This is a genomic window from Thiovibrio frasassiensis (assembly GCF_029607905.1).
Taxonomy (GTDB): Bacteria; Desulfobacterota; Desulfobulbia; order Desulfobulbales; family Desulfurivibrionaceae; genus Thiovibrio; species Thiovibrio frasassiensis.
The window spans coordinates 1,309,629-1,327,141 of the sequence record NZ_JAPHEH010000001.1 but is presented as its reverse complement, the minus strand read 5'-3'; the positions used below and the strand labels follow the sequence as shown (position 1 = coordinate 1,327,141).

At 56.3% G+C, this 17,513-nt stretch carries 18 protein-coding genes; 14 read left to right on the top strand and 4 right to left on the bottom strand.

Annotation, left to right across the window (positions count from 1 at the left end):
* Window positions 1-11: 11 nt before the first annotated feature.
* The 13 genes from rbr (at window position 12) to OLX77_RS06230 (ending at window position 10,164) form a co-directional block, all read left to right on the top strand.
* The gene (gene rbr, locus OLX77_RS06290; protein WP_307632746.1) at window positions 12-587 is read left to right on the top strand and encodes a rubrerythrin; all 576 of its coding nucleotides are present in this window, start codon (window positions 12-14) and stop codon (window positions 585-587) included.
* A gap of 16 nt (window positions 588-603) precedes the next feature.
* The gene (locus OLX77_RS06285) at window positions 604-978 is read left to right on the top strand and encodes a desulfoferrodoxin (protein ID WP_307632745.1); all 375 of its coding nucleotides are present in this window, start codon (window positions 604-606) and stop codon (window positions 976-978) included.
* Between the two features lies 1 nt (window position 979).
* On the top strand, window positions 980-1,495 hold the full coding sequence (locus OLX77_RS06280; protein WP_307632744.1) for a ferritin: 516 nt from the start codon (window positions 980-982) through the stop codon (window positions 1,493-1,495).
* A gap of 250 nt (window positions 1,496-1,745) precedes the next feature.
* Window positions 1,746-2,939, top strand: a complete 1,194-nt coding sequence (locus OLX77_RS06275; RefSeq protein ID WP_307632743.1) for an FprA family A-type flavoprotein — start codon at window positions 1,746-1,748, stop codon at window positions 2,937-2,939.
* A 67-nt stretch (window positions 2,940-3,006) separates the two neighbouring features.
* A complete protein-coding gene (locus OLX77_RS06270) occupies window positions 3,007-3,702 on the top strand; it encodes a DVU0298 family protein (protein WP_307632742.1) in 696 nt (231 codons plus the stop codon).
* Between the two features lie 156 nt (window positions 3,703-3,858).
* Window positions 3,859-4,476: an HDOD domain-containing protein gene (locus tag OLX77_RS06265; RefSeq protein ID WP_307632741.1), complete on the top strand. Its 618-nt coding sequence runs from the start codon at window positions 3,859-3,861 to the stop codon at window positions 4,474-4,476.
* A 27-nt stretch (window positions 4,477-4,503) separates the two neighbouring features.
* Entirely contained in the window at window positions 4,504-4,821 is a 318-nt protein-coding gene (locus OLX77_RS06260) for a hypothetical protein (protein ID WP_307632740.1), read from the top strand.
* A 128-nt stretch (window positions 4,822-4,949) separates the two neighbouring features.
* Complete coding sequence (locus OLX77_RS06255) at window positions 4,950-5,420, top strand: RrF2 family transcriptional regulator (RefSeq protein ID WP_307632739.1); 471 nt, start codon at window positions 4,950-4,952, stop codon at window positions 5,418-5,420.
* A 66-nt stretch (window positions 5,421-5,486) separates the two neighbouring features.
* A complete protein-coding gene (locus OLX77_RS06250) occupies window positions 5,487-5,711 on the top strand; it encodes a DUF4492 domain-containing protein (protein WP_307632738.1) in 225 nt (74 codons plus the stop codon).
* A gap of 88 nt (window positions 5,712-5,799) precedes the next feature.
* A complete protein-coding gene (locus OLX77_RS06245; protein ID WP_307632737.1) occupies window positions 5,800-7,329 on the top strand; it encodes a cytochrome ubiquinol oxidase subunit I in 1,530 nt (509 codons plus the stop codon).
* Between the two features lie 4 nt (window positions 7,330-7,333).
* Window positions 7,334-8,470 carry a cytochrome d ubiquinol oxidase subunit II gene (gene cydB, locus OLX77_RS06240; protein WP_307632736.1) on the top strand — a complete coding sequence of 379 codons (1,137 nt, stop codon included), beginning with the start codon at window positions 7,334-7,336 and terminating at the stop codon, window positions 8,468-8,470.
* A gap of 342 nt (window positions 8,471-8,812) precedes the next feature.
* Window positions 8,813-9,739, top strand: coding sequence for a CDF family Co(II)/Ni(II) efflux transporter DmeF (gene dmeF / locus OLX77_RS06235; protein ID WP_307632735.1), 927 nt, complete (start codon window positions 8,813-8,815; stop codon window positions 9,737-9,739).
* Window positions 9,736-10,164 carry a MarR family winged helix-turn-helix transcriptional regulator gene (locus tag OLX77_RS06230; protein ID WP_307632734.1) on the top strand — a complete coding sequence of 143 codons (429 nt, stop codon included), beginning with the start codon at window positions 9,736-9,738 and terminating at the stop codon, window positions 10,162-10,164. Before dmeF ends, OLX77_RS06230 begins: the two co-directional genes overlap by 4 nt.
* On the opposite strand, the gene OLX77_RS06225 is transcribed toward OLX77_RS06230, so the two are convergent.
* Window positions 10,161-11,027 carry an inositol monophosphatase family protein gene (locus OLX77_RS06225; RefSeq protein ID WP_307632733.1) on the bottom strand — a complete coding sequence of 289 codons (867 nt, stop codon included), beginning with the start codon at window positions 11,025-11,027 and terminating at the stop codon, window positions 10,161-10,163. The two genes, OLX77_RS06230 and OLX77_RS06225, sit on opposite strands and share 4 nt — an antisense overlap.
* Window positions 11,028-11,191: 164 nt before the next feature.
* Here OLX77_RS06225 and OLX77_RS06220 point away from each other — a divergent pair, with 164 nt between their 5' ends.
* On the top strand, window positions 11,192-12,646 hold the full coding sequence (locus OLX77_RS06220; protein WP_307632732.1) for an MFS transporter: 1,455 nt from the start codon (window positions 11,192-11,194) through the stop codon (window positions 12,644-12,646).
* On the opposite strand, the gene fliK is transcribed toward OLX77_RS06220, so the two are convergent.
* The 3 genes from fliK to OLX77_RS06205 form a co-directional block, all read right to left on the bottom strand.
* Window positions 12,621-13,706 (bottom strand): flagellar hook-length control protein FliK, encoded by a 1,086-nt coding sequence (gene fliK, locus OLX77_RS06215; RefSeq protein ID WP_307632731.1) that lies wholly within the window; start codon window positions 13,704-13,706, stop codon window positions 12,621-12,623. The two genes, OLX77_RS06220 and fliK, sit on opposite strands and share 26 nt — an antisense overlap.
* Before the next feature lie 196 nt (window positions 13,707-13,902).
* Complete coding sequence (locus OLX77_RS06210; RefSeq protein WP_307632730.1) at window positions 13,903-15,837, bottom strand: response regulator; 1,935 nt, start codon at window positions 15,835-15,837, stop codon at window positions 13,903-13,905.
* 318 nt (window positions 15,838-16,155) lie between these two features.
* Entirely contained in the window at window positions 16,156-17,418 is a 1,263-nt protein-coding gene (locus OLX77_RS06205) for a YeeE/YedE thiosulfate transporter family protein (RefSeq protein WP_307632729.1), read from the bottom strand.
* Between the last annotated feature and the right edge of the window lie 95 nt (window positions 17,419-17,513).

The window sequence follows — 17,513 nt, the reverse complement described above, 5'->3', positions numbered from 1 at the left end:
GGAGGTTTCCCATGGGCTCCTTGAAAGGCACCCGCACTGAAAAAAATATCCTCACCGCCTTTGCCGGTGAATCTCAAGCCCGCAACCGATACACCTTTTTTGCCTCCCAGGCCAAGAAGGAAGGATATGTCCAGATTTCCGAGATCTTCACCGAAACGGCCAACCAAGAGAAGGAACACGCCAAACGGCTGTTCAAGATGCTGGAAGGCGGAGAGGTCCAGATAACCGCCACCTTTCCAGCCGGGGTTGTCGGCACCACCCTGGAAAACCTCAAGGAAGCTGCGGCCGGAGAAAACCACGAACACCTGGTCATGTACCCCGAGTTTGCCGCAATTGCCCGGGAGGAAGGCTTCCCGGATCTTGCCGGAGTATTCTTGGCCATTGCTGTGGCTGAAAAACAGCATGAAAAGCGCTACCTGGATCTGATGGCCAACATCGAGAAGGGTCGGGTTTTCAAAAGAGAAGACAAGGTGACCTGGCGGTGCCGCAACTGCGGCTATCTCCACACGGGCGCGGAAGCCCCGGAGAAATGCCTGGCCTGCGCACATCCCCGTGATCATTTCGAACTACTTGGCGAAAATTGGTAAATTAAGGAGAACTGCTATGGCTGAAAAACTGCAAGTGTACAAATGTGAGTTATGCGGCAATATTGTTGAAGTTCTGCACGGCGGAGTCGGCGAGTTGGTCTGCTGCGGCCAGCCCATGACCCTGCTCACCGAAAACACCGTGGATGCCGCCAAGGAAAAACACGTGCCGGTGATCGAAAAGGTGGCGGGCGGCTACAAGGTGAAGGTCGGAGCGGTTGCCCATCCCATGGAAGAAAAGCACCATATTGAGTGGATCGAGCTTATCGCCGGGGACAAGGCCTACCGCCAATTCCTCAAACCAGGCGATGCTCCGGAGGCTTTTTTCGCCGTGGACGCACCCCAGGTCAGCGCCCGCGAATTCTGCAATCTCCACGGACTCTGGAAGGCTTAAAATGCTGAGCAAAACCATGGAAAAGGCTCTCAACGAGCAGATAAATGCGGAATTTTACTCCTCCTACATGTACCTGTCCATGTCCACCTATTTCGACTCCGTCGGCTTGCCCGGCGCGGCGCAGTGGATGCAGGCCCAGACCCAGGAGGAATGGTTCCATGGCATGAAATTCTTTCGTTATGTCAATGAGCGGGGTGGCCGGGTGGCCTTAAAGGCGATCAAGCAGCCGCCCACCGACTGGAAATCGACTCTGCACGTCTTTCAGGAAGTGCTCAGCCATGAGCAAAAGGTAACCGGGTTGATCAACAATCTGGTCAACCTGGCCCTGGACGAACGGGATCATGCCACCAACATCTTCCTGCAGTGGTTTGTCTCCGAGCAGGTGGAGGAGGAGGCCAATGTCGGTGCGGTCCTTGACAAGCTCAAACTCATCGGCAAGGACGCCACCGCCCTCTTCACCCTGGACGCAACGCTGGGACAACGGGTCTTCACCCCGCCTCCACCAAAGGGAGAGTAACGCTCTTTTCTCCTCCCGGGGAGAAGTCCAATCCGAGCGAAAAAACAAGACCCTGCCGACCGGAAACGGTCGGCAGTTTTTTTTAGGTACTGTTTCAAAATAATCATAGCCATGGCCAGTGACGTACACAACGTTGCTATCTTCTTGCTTATTTCGAAACGCCTCCTTATTATACCTTGCACGTCATTTCCCCGCCGGCAACACTGCGGTTACAGTTTTTTTTGGACAACGGCTCACAAGTGAGGACACCATGGCTGCAATAGAAATCAAGAAAGATATATACTGGGTTGGCGCCGTGGACTGGAACATCCGCGACTTCCACGGCTATTCCACGGAAAAAGGGACAAGCTACAACGCCTATCTGGTCAAGGACGAGAAGATCGCTCTGTTCGACACCGTGAAAAAAGAGGTGAAGGGCGACCTGATCCACCATCTCTATCAGGTTTTGGGAGACCCCAGCAAGATTGACTATATCATCGTCAACCATGTGGAGATGGACCACTCCGGCTCCCTGCCGGAGATGATCGACCTCATCAAACCGGAAAAGATCTTTTGCTCGCCCATGGGCAAGAAAGCCCTGATCGAGCATTTCCACCGGGAAGACTGGCCTTTCGAGGTCGTGGCCACCGGGGATTCGATCACCCTCGGCAAAAGGACCGTGCAGTTTCTCGAAACCAAGATGCTCCACTGGCCGGACAGCATGTTCTCCTATATTCCCGAGGACAAGCTGCTCATCTCCAGCGATGCCTTCGGACACCACTGGGCCACCTCGGAGCGTTTTGACGACGAGGTGGACCCCCACGAGCTCATGGTGCACGCTTCCAAGTATTATGCCAACATCCTGATGATCTTCTCGCCCATCGTCCAGAAACTGCTTGCCCAGGTCACGGAGATGGGTTTGCAAATCGATATGATCGCCCCGGACCATGGCGTGATCTGGCGCACCTCGCCGCAGACCATCCTTGAAGCCTACGACCGCTGGAGCCGCGGCGCCACAATAAATAAGGCGGTCATCATCTACGACACCATGTGGCACAGCACCGAAAAGATGGCCAAGGCCGTGATGAACAGCCTGCTCCAGGCAGGGATCACCAATGTAAAAATGCTGCATGTCCGCAAAAATCATCGTAGCGACATCATCACCGAGGTGCTCGATGCCAAGGCGGTCATTCTCGGCTCGCCAACCCTGAACAACAACATCATGCCGGCCATGGCCGACATCATCACCTACATGAAAGGGTTGCGCCCGAAAGACAAGATCGGCGCTGCCTTCGGTTCGTTTGGCTGGAGCGGCGAGGCGGTCAAGCATCTCACCGGCCACATGACAGAGATGGGTTTTGAGATCATCGGTGAGGGGATCAAGATCAAGAACGTCCCCACCCACGCAGCACTTAAGGCCTGCTCCGAACTGGGCAGTGCTGTGGCCGAAGCAATGAACAAATAGGGACTCCTCCAGTTCCCTGCCGATCCTTAGCGGCAGGGAACGCCTTGCCGGACAATAACGCCACCCCATGCCCAGCCAGAGAAGCCTCAAAAAATCCGTTCTCAGCCTGCTTTCCGGATCGGTGCCCGCCGAGATTCTTTCCGAACTGGCACGCCACCCGCCCCAAAGTCTGCTCAACGCCCTGTTCTCCGGAATCTGCCACGCAGACCAGTTGACCCGCTGGCACGCAATCACCGCCATGGGTGTTACCGCGGCCCGGCTTGCCGACCAGGACCTGGAAGCAGCCCGAATCGTGATACGCCGCTTTATGTGGAGCCTCAACGACGAATCCGGCGGTATCGGCTGGGGCGCTCCCGAAGCCATGGCCGAATGCCTCGCCTCCCACCCCGCCCTTGCCGCGGAATACACCAAAATCCTGGTTTCCTTCATGCGGGAGGACGGCTTTTATCTCGAACTCCCGGCGCTTCAGCGCGGCCTTATGTGGGGAATCGCTCGCCTGGCTCAGGTCAGCCCGGAGCTTCTCCACTCCTGGCAAGCACCCCGTTATCTTCTCCCCTACCTCGAATCCGCAGACCCCATCGTCTGTTCCCTGGCCGCCCGAGCCCTCGGTCTGCTCCGGGTTGTTGCGGCGGCAGAAAAGATCAAACACTGCCCCCAAGCAACCGTTGCATTCCCTCTCTATGCAGAGCACCGCTTAACCACCGTCACTTCGGGTCAGCTCATCCGCGAAGCCCTTGCCGCTCTCGCGACTGCTTCTGGATAACCGTGCCCTTTCTCTCTCCATTCTCTTGCCCTTTGCCCTTGCCCATTGCGCTCTCTGTGACGAAGTGGTATATTTTATAAAATTTTACTTTATCTGATTGATTCTGCGTATTTTACGCTCAGCGCGTTAGCCGGTTTTAACTAAAGAAGGGAGCTTGTGGAGCAAGACACCAGTTCGGTTGTAAAAAATCAGAAACTCACTGAGATTTTCGCCAAGATGAATTTGAGCGAACTTCCAGCCATTTCCGGACACGTGAATGAGGTCCTCAAGATAACCCTCAACAAACGCGCTTCGGTACACTGCGTTTCCGCTGTTATCCTCAAAGATTATTCCCTCACCAACAAGGTTCTTCAGGTTGCCAACTCGGCCTATTATCTTCGCGGGACACGCGTCACCACCATTGAACGGGCCGTATCGGCTCTTGGCCTCGATATTGTCCGCGAACTTGCTATCTCCATCAGCCTTATCGAAGAATTTCTCAGTTCCGGTGGCGAAAAGGAAGGGTTGAGCAAGCAGATGGCCATCTCCTTGCTCAGCGCCAATCTCAGCAAGCACCTGGTCCAGCAATACAAAATGCCAGTCTCTCCGGAAGAAGCCTATGTCTGTGCGCTTCTACACGATCTAGGCCGCATAATCATGACCATCTATTTTCCGGATGTATATCGGCGCATTGAGGCGGGGACAACAAGCGGCAGTTCTGAAGATGCCATGTGTCGGTTGATGTTCAAACAACTCACCTTCCATGAAATCGGCCAGGAAATTGCCCGTTTCTGAAATTTTTCCGAGACCATCATCGCCTGCATGGATTCCAACCCACCCGAAGCAGAATCCCTGGTTGAACCACTGCCGATCCTGCAAAATCTTGCTGTTTTCTCCAACCAGTTTATCCGGGATATTTGCGATAAAAAGCCACCCCATATCATGGCCCGCCGGTTTAAAAATCTCTTTCCCCTCAAAATGATCCCTGTCTTGGAAACGTGCCTCTCCGTGGCCGATGCGGTGGGCAACGTTTCCGGTGTTATCCGCTACGGCCTCACCAAGCTCAAGTTCCGGAGCAAATGTATCGCCACCACACATAGGTACGAGAAAAAACCCCCTGCAGCCTCGAGCGCCGCATAAAGACAGGCCCACACGCGCTCCGCCAATTTCACCGGACATCTTCTCGCATTTTTTCTTGACAACCATATCTCAAGTTCGATATAAGACTAAAAATATCTTATATATCCACATTAACCTCGGATCGCACCATGAGACTTACCCGCGCGGGTGAATATGGCATACGCTGTGTGCAGCACCTTGCCAGACATGGCAAAGGAACGCTGGTCAGCAGAAAGGAGATCGCCGTGCGCACCGATGTGCCGCCGCACTTTCTCGCCAAGATCGCCCAACAGCTGGCCAGAGCCGGAATCATTGAAATCCTGCAAGGGGCGAACGGCGGCTACCGTCTGCTGGCCGAGCCATCAGAGATCACTTTGCTGGCGGTCATCGAGGCGATCATCGGCGAAATATCGCTGAACGATTGCGTGGGCCGGCCCGAATCCTGTCATAAAAGCCCGTTCTGCACCGTGCACCAGGTCTGGGCCAAAGCCAACCGGCAGCTCCGGGCCACTCTGCAGGAGGCGAACTTTGCCACCCTGGCTGCGGAAGAGACCTGCTGCCTGACACCTTTTCCCGGGATTGACGACCATAACCGCACCGATGCAAAAAAAATAATTTGACCGGGCAAATGTCCTCCATATACAACAAAGAAGAAGATCGTTTATGTCCGCCGGGAGAAATCGCGCATGACCGCACTGCCAAAACAAGTATATTTTTTTTATCGAGACGGCTTCCGCTCCATGGTGGTGGGCAAAACCTTGTGGAAGATCATCGCCATAAAACTGTTCATTTTGTTTGCCGTTCTCAAACTTTTTTTCTTTCCCAATTACCTCAATACCAATTTCACCACCGAGAGTGACCGGGCCGGCCATGTTCTGGAAAATCTTACCCAAACATTGCCTACTCGTTGATTCAAGCATTCGACTTCGTTTTTTTTACAGCATAACTTAATCATGGCAGGCACATACTCTTGCCACCAGCACACACAAGGAGGTTATTGTGGGAGATCCAATTCTGACCACTGTGGATTGGGCCAGGGCGCAATTTGCTCTGACCGCGATGTATCACTGGATTTTTGTACCCTTAACTCTGGGGCTCTCCTTTCTCATCGCATTTTTTGAATCCATCTATGTCAAGACCGGCAATGAGGAGTGGAAGAAACTGACCAAATTCTGGACGACCCTTTTCGGCATCAACTTCGCCATCGGGGTCGCCACCGGAATCATTCTGGAATTCCAGTTCGGCACCAACTGGTCCAACTACTCCTGGATGGTGGGGGACATTTTTGGCGCCCCCCTGGCCATTGAGGGGATCTTCGCCTTCTTTCTCGAGGCCACCTTCTTTGCCGTGATGTTCTTCGGCTGGCATCGGGTTTCCAAGGGTTTTCACCTCTTTTCCACCTGGATGGTCGCCATTGGCTCCAACCTCTCGGCGGTCTGGATTCTCGTAGCCAACGGCTGGATGCAGTTTCCCACCGGCATGGCCTTTAACCCGGACAAGGCCCGTTTTGAAATGCAGAATTTCTGGGATGTCGCCCTTTCCCCGGTGGCGGTCCATAAGTTCACCCATACCACCAGCTCCGCCTTCCTGCTCGCCTCCCTCTTTGTCGTGGGCATCTCCGCCCTCTTTCTCCTGCAGGAACGGCACCAGAAAATGGCCAAGCGCAGCATGGTGGTTGCCGCGGTCTTCGGCTTCATCGCCTCCGTCTTTGTCGGCTTTACCGGCGACGAGGCTGCCTTCAACGTGGCCCAACGTCAGCCCATGAAACTGGCGGCCATGGAGGGCTTGTACGTGGGGCAGGAGAAAGCCCCCATCGTTGCCATGGGCATCATCAACTCCAAGAAAAAACCAGGGGATGACCTGCCCGCCTTCTACCAAGAGGTAAAAATCCCCGGCCTGCTCTCACTTTTGGCCAACCGCGACCCCAACAGCTTTGTCCCCGGGATCAACGATCTGGTTTTCGGTAACCCCGAGCGCAATGTTGTCGGCGCCGAACAACGCATGGTCACCGGCAAGATCGCCCTGGCCGAACTGGCCCGCTACAAATATGCCAAGGATAAAGGGGATGCCGAGGAAGCCGCAGCGGCCTTGGCCCTCTTTGACCAGCACAAAGGAGATCTTGGCTACGGCTACCTCAACAATCCGATCGAGGCCGCACCCCCGGTGGCCACGACCTTCTACAGCTTTCACATCATGGTGGTCCTGGGCACCCTGTTTCCGGTGATCTTCCTGGCGGTTCTTTACTTCGCCTTCAAGGGCACCCTGGAGTACCAGCGCTGGCTCAACCTGCTCTGCTTCTTTTCCATCTTCCTGGGCTATGTGGCCCAACAGGCCGGCTGGATCGTGGCCGAGGTGGGTCGGCAACCCTGGGCCATCTATGGACTGCTGCCGGTGGGCGTGGCAAGCACCAACATTGCCGCAAGCAATGTGCAGATCACCTTTTTCATGTTCCTGACCCTGTTTACCGCATTATTACTCGCAGAGATTCGCATCATGATGAAGCAAATCAAGATTGGACCGGAGGCATAAGACAATGATAGGAAACCTGGATCACTCAGTTTTACAGCAGCTCTGGTGGCTGATCGCCTCCGTGGTCGGCTCGCTCTTTCTCTTCCTGACCTTTGTGCAAGGCGGGCAGACCCTGATCTTTACCACGGCCAGCAGCGAAGAGGAAAAATCCTTGATTATCAACGCCATGGGCCGCAAGTGGGAACTGACCTTCACCACCCTGGTTCTTTTCGGCGGCGCCCTGTTCGCGGCCTTTCCGCTCTTTTACGCCACCAGCTTCGGCGGAGCGTACTGGGTCTGGATGCTCATCCTCTTCACCTTTATCATCCAGGCGGTGAGCTACGAATACCGCAAGAAACCGGACAACGTGCTCGGCGCCCGGACCTATGAGATATTCATGTGCATCAACGGCAGTGTCGGCATCCTCCTGATCGGCGCCGCAGTGGGCACCTTTTTCACCGGTTCCCGCTTCAGCCTGAACCTCTACAACTCCGTAACCTGGGCAACGCCTTACCACGGACTGGAAGCCGCACTCAACCCCTTCAACCTTGCCTTCGGGCTGTTCCTGGTCTTCCTGGCCCGCATCTTGGGAGCCATGTACATCGTCAACCACGTTGAGCATGAGAACTTAGTCAAACGAGCGCGCAAGGCGAGCTGGATCAACCTCCTCTGGGCGCTCCCCTTTTTGCTCTTCATCCTGATCAGTCTGGTGACCATGGAAGGGTTTGCCGTTGATCCGGCTACAGGCCTGGTCTTCATGGAGAAGGGCAAATACCTCAACAACTTACTGGGGATGCCCGTAGTCCTGGTTCTGCTGCTGGGAGGGTTGGGTTCGGTGATCTACGGCGTTGCCGCCACCGGGTTTCTCGGCAAGAACAGCGGCATCTGGTTTGGCGGAATCGGCACCGTCCTGGTGGGGCTGGCCATCTTTTCCCTGGCCGGCTACCATAACACCGCCTTTTACCCGTCGCTCACCGACCTGCAATCGAGCCTCACCATTTACAACGCTTCCAGCAGCAAGTACACCCTCACGGTCATGAGCTATGTGGCCCTGGCCGTACCGGTTGTTCTCGCTTATATCGCCTACGTCTGGAAGCTGATGGATGCAAAAAAGCTGACCGTGGCCGAGATTACCGGCGAAGACGTCAAGGAAATGTATTAAGTCGTTTGAATCTGACAAGGAGTAAGATCATGAATGCAATTCTGCTCATAAGCTGGCTGTTGGTCCTGGTTCTCTCATACCAGGGCGCCATCATTGCCCTCAAAAAAACCGATCTGCTGTAATCACAGCGAAACACGTTAGCCCAGGCCTGCACAGGATATCTTCCTGCGCAGGCCGTTTTTTTTATAGAAGCATCCGCCAGACTCTTTTCCCGCCCCGACATTGCTTGACCTTCAAACATCTTGACACTCAAGCAATGCATCTGTATCGTTCCTTTGTTTTGCCGCCCATCCGCCGTACGCCCGAAACGGCACAGACATTTTTTCACCAGAGAGAACTCATATGCACACCCATTCCCTTGACCCCTGGCAACACCCCCATGATTTTGCCGTCATCCAGGAGCACGGCGAGAAACGGACCCGACAGGTATTGATCATCACCGCCATCACCATGCTTTTTGAGATTGCTGCCGGCATGGCCTTTGGCTCCATGGCCTTGCTGGCCGACGGCTGGCACATGGGCACCCATGTCGCCGCCTTCCTGATAACGATCTTCGCCTACCGGTTTGCCAGAAAACATGCCCAGAACACGGCTTTTGCCTTTGGCACCGGCAAGGTCAGCGTCTTGGGCGGCTTTGCCAGTGCCATCGTCCTGATCCTCGTTGCCCTGATCATGCTCGTCGAGTCAGGGCAGCGCATCCTGGCCCCGCAGCCGATCCATTTCAATGAGGCCATCGGCGTGGCAGTCCTCGGGTTGCTGGTCAATATCGCCTGCGCCTTTCTCCTGCAAGGCCACCATGATCACACCCAGGGCCAGGAAGATGATGACCATCATCACCATGACCACAACCTCAAATCGGCCTACCTGCACGTCCTGGCCGACGCCCTGACTTCGGTTCTTGCCATTGGCGCCCTGCTTTTCGGCAAATATCTCGGCTGGAACTGGCTTGACCCCCTGATTGGCATCGTCGGCGCAATGGTCATCTGTCGCTGGGCCTATGGTTTGTTAAGGGAAACCGGCGCCATTCTGCTCGACGGCAGCATCAGCACCGAGGAACTTGCCGCCATAAAGGAAAAAATCGAGGGCACATTGGATAACCGCATTGCGGACATGCATGTCTGGAAGGTTGGCCCGGCCCATTATGCGGCCATCATCTCCATTGTCACCCATTACCCGCAACAGATTGAGTACTACAAGGAACTGCTGCGCGATTTCACCAATCTTTCCCATCTCACCGTTGAAATACACACCTGCGCGGGCAAGCCATGACCGGCCCCAGAAGCGAAAGAGAAAAACTCTCCCACCAGCTCGTTGAATTCTACGAAAAGCTTTCCTCCTGGGAACAGGATGTGGTGAAGAACTCCGGTCTTTCCACCCCCCAGATGCACACCATCGAGATTGTCGGACATTCCGGGTCGTTGCGCATGAAGGAGCTGGCCAAGAAGATGGGGGTGACCACCGGCACCCTCACCGTTATGATCGACCGGCTGGAGCAGCAGGGGTTGCTGCACAGAGCACCCCACGAGACGGACCGCCGTTCCTACTTGATTGCCCTAACGCCAAAAGGACAGGAGCTTTTTGCCGAACACCACCAGCACCACCTGCGCCTCACCGAAGAGATTACCGCCACCCTTTCCCAAAAGGAACAAATGCTGCTCAGCGTCGTTCTTGCAAAAATCATCGGCCGGATTTAAGCGCTTTCTCGCGTGAAATCGAGGAGCTGTCCGACCAATTCCCCATGGATCTTCCCGTTGCTCGCCACCACCTCCGGAATGTAGGGGGTATATTCTTTGCCATCATAAGTTGTCAGCCTGCCTCCGGCCTCGCTCACCAACAACATCCCAGCGGCAGTATCCCAAGGCTTGAGATTGATCTCCCAAAAACCATCGGTCCTGCCGCTGGCAAGATAGGCGAGATCGATGGCTGCAGCCCCGATCCGCCGCACACCCCGGCTTCGCAGCAGCATGCGTTTGAGGACCGCCATCACCCCCTCGATCTCCTGCTCGATGGCATAGGGAAAACCGGTGGCCAGAAGAGAATCCTGCAGGGTAGAAGCATCGGAAACATGTATCCGGCGACCATTGAGCCAGGCGCCACTGCCCTGACAGGCGCAAAAAAGCTCATCCTGCATGGGGGCGTACACCACGCCTACCTTGCTGACTGTTCCCTCACAATAGGCGATGGAGACGGCAAAAAAAGGAAAGTTATGGGCGAAATTGGTGGTTCCGTCCAGCGGGTCGATAACCCAGACCGGACCTGGGGGGATATTTTCATAGGAGGAGTGTGATTCTTCCGCGAGAAAACCGATACCGCCGCCCGCCTGCCGCAACATTTCAAGGACAATCTGTTCCGAAGCCACATCCGCCTCGGTGACCAGATCAATGGCCCCCTTGTGGGTAATCCGGTGGGGCTGATCATACAAACCACGCAAAACCTCCCCTCCGGCAAGGGCCGCCTGCACCGCGGTGCGCAGAATCTCTTTCAGCGCGGGATCCTTGCAACCCGCGAGACACGGTCCAATCCTTTCCTCATCACCTTCTCTTGAAATACCAGCCATTGTATCCCTCACAATCAATATGCTTCACTTCGTAAAATATCATCCTTCCCGCAATCCCCTTTGCAGGATCAGCCGACTTGCGATACAGTACAAAAAAATCAGCCGGCGACATTGTCTCCGGCGCGAAAACCCGCTCTTTTCCCCCGAGGCAACAGATCCCTTCCGTGTCTTCCCCTGCAAATAAATGGCCGACCTTCTTCATCGTGGCCACCGGCGTTTTCATGTCCACCCTGGACAGCAGCATGGTGAATATCGCCCTCCCCTTTATCATGAAGGACTTCCACACCTCACTGGCCGACACCCAATGGGTGGTGATGGTTTACCTGCTCACCATCACGGCCTCCCTGCTCTTCTGGGGCCATCTTTCCGACCGGCTTGGCCGGGGCAGGATCTATACCACAGGCATGTCGATCTTCGGCCTGGGCTCCCTGGCCTGCGCCTACGCCCCGACCCTCTCCATCCTCGTTTCCGCCAGATTTTTGCAAGCCCTGGGCGCTGCAATGATGATGGCCACCGGACCGGCAATCATCAAGGAAACCTTCCCCAAAGAACAGCTGGGCCGCGGCCTGGGGTTGATCGGCATGGCCGTTTCCCTCGGCCTGATGAGCGGCCCGAGCCTGGGGGGGTTCCTGCTCGAACTCGCCTCCTGGCACCTTCTTTTTTTGATCACCGTCCCGCTGGGGTTGCTCTTCGCCTTTCTTGCCATCCGAATCCTACCCGGACCAACGCACCATTATACCGGACCGCTGGACTGGCTGGGAAGTCTCTTCTGGTCTTGCGCCCTTGTCCTGCTCTCCCTGACCCTGACCCATGCCTCCTCGGCCAGCTGGTCCGTCAGCCGCTTGCTCCTTTCCGCTGGTACCGGGGCGGCAGCCCTCTGTTGTTTTATCATTATTGAAACCCGGCTGCCGCACCCGCTTCTGACAATGTCGCTTTTCCGCAACCGGCTCTTCAGCCTGGCCATCCTCAGCGCCGTCCTTTCCTTCATGGTCCTCTTTGCCGTGATTCTGCTCATCCCGTTTCATCTTGACCGGGTTCTCGGCCTGCCGCCTTCGAGAATAGGCTTGGTCATGCTGGCCATCCCCTCCTCGATCCTGGTGATCTCTCCCCTGGCCGGCTGGCTTTCCGATTCGGTCGGCGCCCGGCTCATCAGCACTCTCGGGCTCGGCATCTCCACCCTGGGGGTATTCTTGCTCACCACCATTGAGGCTTCCACCACGCCATTGATCATTGCCGGACAATTGAGCCTGCTCGGCCTGGGCCAGGCCCTGTTTCTTTCGCCAAACAGCGCCTCGGTCTTAAGCCACGTGGAGACCAGTAAGGCTGGAGCAGCCGCGGCCCTTTTGGCCACGGCACGAAACCTGGGCATGCTCCTGGGCATCGCCCAGGCCGCCCTGCTCTTCTCCTTGTCGTTTCGAGGGGTTACCAACGGTCTTGATCTCCGGGATTTCAGGCCGGAGCATACGCCATCCTTCCTGACTGCCCTGCACTACGCCTTGTTGGGCGCAGGTTTGAGCGGCTTGCTCGGCATGGCCGCCTCGTGGCTTCGAGGCAATTCCGCACCCCACCGCCCCGAAGACCCTGATCCTGCCGTCAGGCCTTCACATCAACAATCCTGACCTTATCCAGTTGCGCCGCCGCCTCAATGCCGCTTTTCAGTGATTCCAACATGCTGGTCTTGGCAACCCGGCAGGAAAAATGGACCGGCTCATAGCCGAGGTTGCCCAGCAGTTCCTCCAGCTCGGCAAGCTGCGGGGCCAGATGCTCCTGCACCGCCTCCCCGCTCACGACACATTCCCCTTGCAAGCTCTGGCCCTTGACCCGAAGTTGGATCTGTATCTCTCCCAGGCGGCTCATCTCCAGGAAAAAAGAAAGCGCATACCCCCGTTCCTCACTCTGATTTGCCTGCTCATCCCCGCGGTCCAGGGTAAAGAGCCACTGCCCCACTCCAGCGCCCATGGCAAAAACACAGGGAAACAAGAGAAACTGCGCCTGCTGTGCCGACGCAGGCCGGGCATTGAGTTCGCCCTGCAACTCCAGGAGCAACCCAAGCTTCTGCATGGCGGAGCTGTTTGCCTTCCCTAGGACCCCACCCCGATCCTCGGCCAAAAGGGCAACCAGTTGGTGGAGTTTTTCCTGGCCCACCCCCGACTGTGCCGTGCCGCTCTTCTCGGTTGCGCTGCCGCTGCCCAGCATGGTCAATAGGCGGATGATCCGGTCGGGGTCACCCTCCGGCCCCATGGCGGTATTGGCAAAATTCTGCAGCATCCCGGCCTGATCGGCGAGCATTTTTTCCGCATCCGCGAGAAAGGCAAGACCAAGCAACCCCCGCAACCCTTTGCCCATGGCAGCAGGATCACCATAGTACTGACGCAAAAATTCCTGAGCCGCCCCTTTTTTGTCGGCCACCCGCAGCCAGAGAGGCTCGCTCTGCTGCACCTCAAGCCAGAGGGTGCTGCCCACCTTAAGCGGCACCTCGCTCCTCGCTTCAATGACCTGACCGCCGATATCCAACAGGACCTTCCCCTCGGCGGTAAAGCCGGTCACCTCCCCCTTGACCAGTTGTCCCTGACCAAAGAGCAGCGTTGCCGGCAAAGCCGGTTTAGGCCCGCCATCACTCTGGCCGGAAGCCGGGAGCTGTATCCCCTGCAAAACAGGGGGTGTTCCTCCGATTTTCATCCCTACTCACCTTGCTCGCTCGACGTCGTAAACCGTTATCAACAAAAAATACCGTGAACAGGATGCCCAAACTGGTGCCGCGCCGCTTACACTGCGGGACGCGGGGTAGAGAACCACCCATTTTTGCCTGTACCCCTGCGGCTCCTTCCCTGAACAACACGGGCGGGCGAAAACCTCTGGAAAACAACAGTGACAGTTAGGGGAGAGGCAGAACCACCCTGACTTCCAGACCGCCGCCCAGGTGGGGCTTGAGAGAAAAACTGCCGCCATGGGCACGGACAATCCGTTCCACCAGGGTCAACCCCATACCGGTGCCATATGTCTTGGTGGTAAAAAACGGATCCTTGGCCTTATCCAGATAGGATTCAGGGATTCCGGGGCCGGTATCGATGACCGAGACAATGACCTGCCCTTCCTGGGTAGCCACGACAATGGTCAACCTCCCCCCATCACCCATGGCCTCCACCGCATTCTTGAACAGATGGAGAAACACCAGGCGGATCTGATGCAGATCTCCTTGGACAACCGGTTCCGGCGAGGGACATTCCATCTCCCAGGTCACGCCATGCTTCGCCATGCTCGACTGAAGCAAGAGGGCCGTTTTCCTAATCAGCGCGCAGAGCGGGAGTTCCTCCTGGTGGATCTCGCCTTGCCCCACAAAATCAAAAAGATCCTCCAGGGTGGACTCCACCCGCTCGGTTTCGTGGATAATTACATTCAGATATTTTTCCCACTCGGCATCGACATTTTTTTTCTTCAGGATCCGGGAGACCCCGCCAATGGAGGTAATGGGGTTCCTGACGATATGGACCAACTGGGCCGCCATATGACCCAAGGCGGAATAACGCTCCGCTTCGACCAGCAGATCCTTGTTCCGATCAAGCTCTTGGTTCACCGCCTCAAGCTCGGCAACCTTCTGCTGCATCTCGTTGTACAGATGACTCTGTTCGATGGCCAGGCTGGCCTGACTGGCAAAAAGCTCCAGGGCTCCGACATGACCGTCCTCAATGAACCGCCGGGTCACATAATTATCGGCAATAATCACCCCGAAGGCGCGGCCAGGGGAATAGAGCGGCACCACGACAAAGGAATCCTCATCAAGGATGTTGATGAGATCCCTGGGCACCCCAAGAACAGCAAGCGCCCCCACCTCCGCATTTTCCCGACGCTCATGCAGCGCAGCCCCGTTGTACCGCCTGTTGCCATTGCCGATCCGCCGCTCAATGGGGTTCGGCACCCAGCCGTTTTCCGGCGAAACCCTGAAACTCCTGCGGCTCAGCACGGAATTGATCAAAATATTCCCCGTCTCTTCGACCGAAATCACCAAATTCTTAACAATGGCATTGACCGCTGCGTCATGGCTTGTGGTGGTTTCCTTCAAATTATCAACGATTTCTAAAAAATTAAGGTCCCGTTCTTCGATCTCCTCCCAAACACGTCCGGCCTCTTCCCGAGAACCTGGACCAATGGCCATCTTCCCCCGCAAAAACCGTCCATCCCCATCGAACATGGCCAGAAACGCCCGGTTAAAGCCCAACCCCTCCCGAGAGGTGATCCCCACCAGAACCGCCCGTAAAATCTGATCAAGCTCCACGGTGCTCAAATAGACGCTATTCATCTTCACCGACAACTGATGCAGCAGCTGGATCCTGAAATGCGCCTCCTCCAACTCCTCCTGATATTTACGGTTTTCAAAAACCAGCCGCCGCTTCTCCAGGGCCTTGCGCGCCACATGGAATATTTCTTCAAACTGCACCGGCTTGGACAGGTAATCGGTGGCGCCCTTGCGCATGCAGTCCAGAACCACCCGCAGCTCGGAAACGCCGGTGAGCATCACCACTGCGGCATCGGGGTATTGCCCTACAATCTGGGGGAGGAGAGAAAGGCCATCGGTATCAGGAAGACCGATGTCAAGAAGAACCAGGGCCACATTCCGGGAGGCCAGCACCTGCATAAGCTCTGTCGCCGAGGCGCATTCAGCCACGGCCAACCCATGCTCTTCAAAATAGACCCTGAGCGGCTCGCGGATTGCCGCATCATCATCAACAATGGCGACAATCTCGCCGTTTTGCAGCAGTTGCCCCAAGGAAATGGAGACATGTTGGTGTAGCCCGGAAACCGCCTCGACCATAAAACCACCCTGCGGACACAAAAATGGCGCGCCTCGGCATGAGGCTTAGGGGCCGCGGAAAACCCTCTACATTTCAGAACATCGCCGCTTGACAGCTCCACAGCTTTGCTACGGCCCCTTGTGCCGGCACAAGCTTTCAATGTCTGAGGCTTGCACAACCGCCTACCACAATGCTAGGACGACAGGCAAAGCACTGTCAAGGGAAATAACCTTTCCCCGCCAGGCTACGGGGGTGGCAGACAAAAAAAATCGCACCCCCCGGAACACCGGGGAATGCGATCAATATCACCCATGCCGACCAGCGACACGACTGCGAACTTACATCTCAACCATGAGCTTGCCGGTATCCTCATTCCAGCTGGCAATCAGGTACCAGAGACACATGGCCAGCGCAATGATGGCCAGGGTGCCGCCGTAGCCCAGGGCATCAGGCATATAGACCCACTTGCCCAGCGGACCGCTTGCCTCGGCAGTGCCCTCGGTCAAACCCCACCGGTCGAAGAGAGGATTCATGATGGCATTGGTTACCCCAAAGAAAGGGACCACCAGCCACAGCTTGATCTGACCCTCACCTACCCGCCAGAGGGTGCCGGAACCGCAGCCGCCGGCCAGCATGGCGCCCAGGCCGAAGATGAAGCCGCCGAGCACGCCGCCGATCCCGAAGGTGCCGCGCACATAATGCACCGGCTCACGCAGCCCGGTGGCCTTGACCACCGCAATACCGACGGCGAGCATCAGGATGCTTACCATGACGCCCTTGGCCAAGCTCCAATCCCCGGTCATGTGCGGCTCACGGAAGCCCTGCACCATACACCAGCGACCGCGCTGCATGGTATAGCCAAGACCGGCGGCAATCAGCAACAGACCGCTCAAACCACCGGCAATGCCGAGATAGTCTTCTGCGCCGAGGTTGTCGTAATCAGCCACACTGATCACCTTATCCCCGTAGGCATAGGCGCCCCAGATCAAACCAACCAAACCGGCCACTGCCAGCAACCGACGCATGACCACCGGAACCTCGATGGTCTTGGCACCACCGGAACCCCAGGAAATATGCTCCATCTCCCAGTAGATATACTTGAGGCCAAGCACTACACCCAGGACCAACCCAAGCCACATGGCAAAGCCATTGGCCGCGAGGTTGCCGATGGCGTTATACATGCCGCCGACGTTACAACCACCGGCCAGGGTTGATCCGATACCCATGAGGATACCGGCGATCATGCCTTTAACCATCTCCAAAACCGGAGGGATGCGGATGTCGAAGTTGTCACCCAGATTGGCGGAGACAAAAGCCCCGGCAATAAAGCCGATACCGATGACCGAACCGGTGTCCAGCAGGGGGCTCTTGGGGATCGCCTTTTCCCACAGACCAAGGGTATCCCACATGCCGGCTCCGTAAATGAGCCACTCACCCCAGTTGCGCATCGCGCCGACCGCGCCCCAAGGCCGAGCCCAGACCAGAATCAGCACGCTCAAAAAGGCGACGATGATCCCGGCGGTGACGGCATTCCACTCATCCTTGCACAACTTCTTATACAGCTCCTTGACCTTGCTCCCCATAACGCTTTCTTCGCCCATCCCAAACCTCCTCTTCCCATTTTTTGCAAATGATTACAGACCGATAAGCCTTTCAACAAAAAAACAGAAAATCCCTGTTAAAACTTCCCACGCAT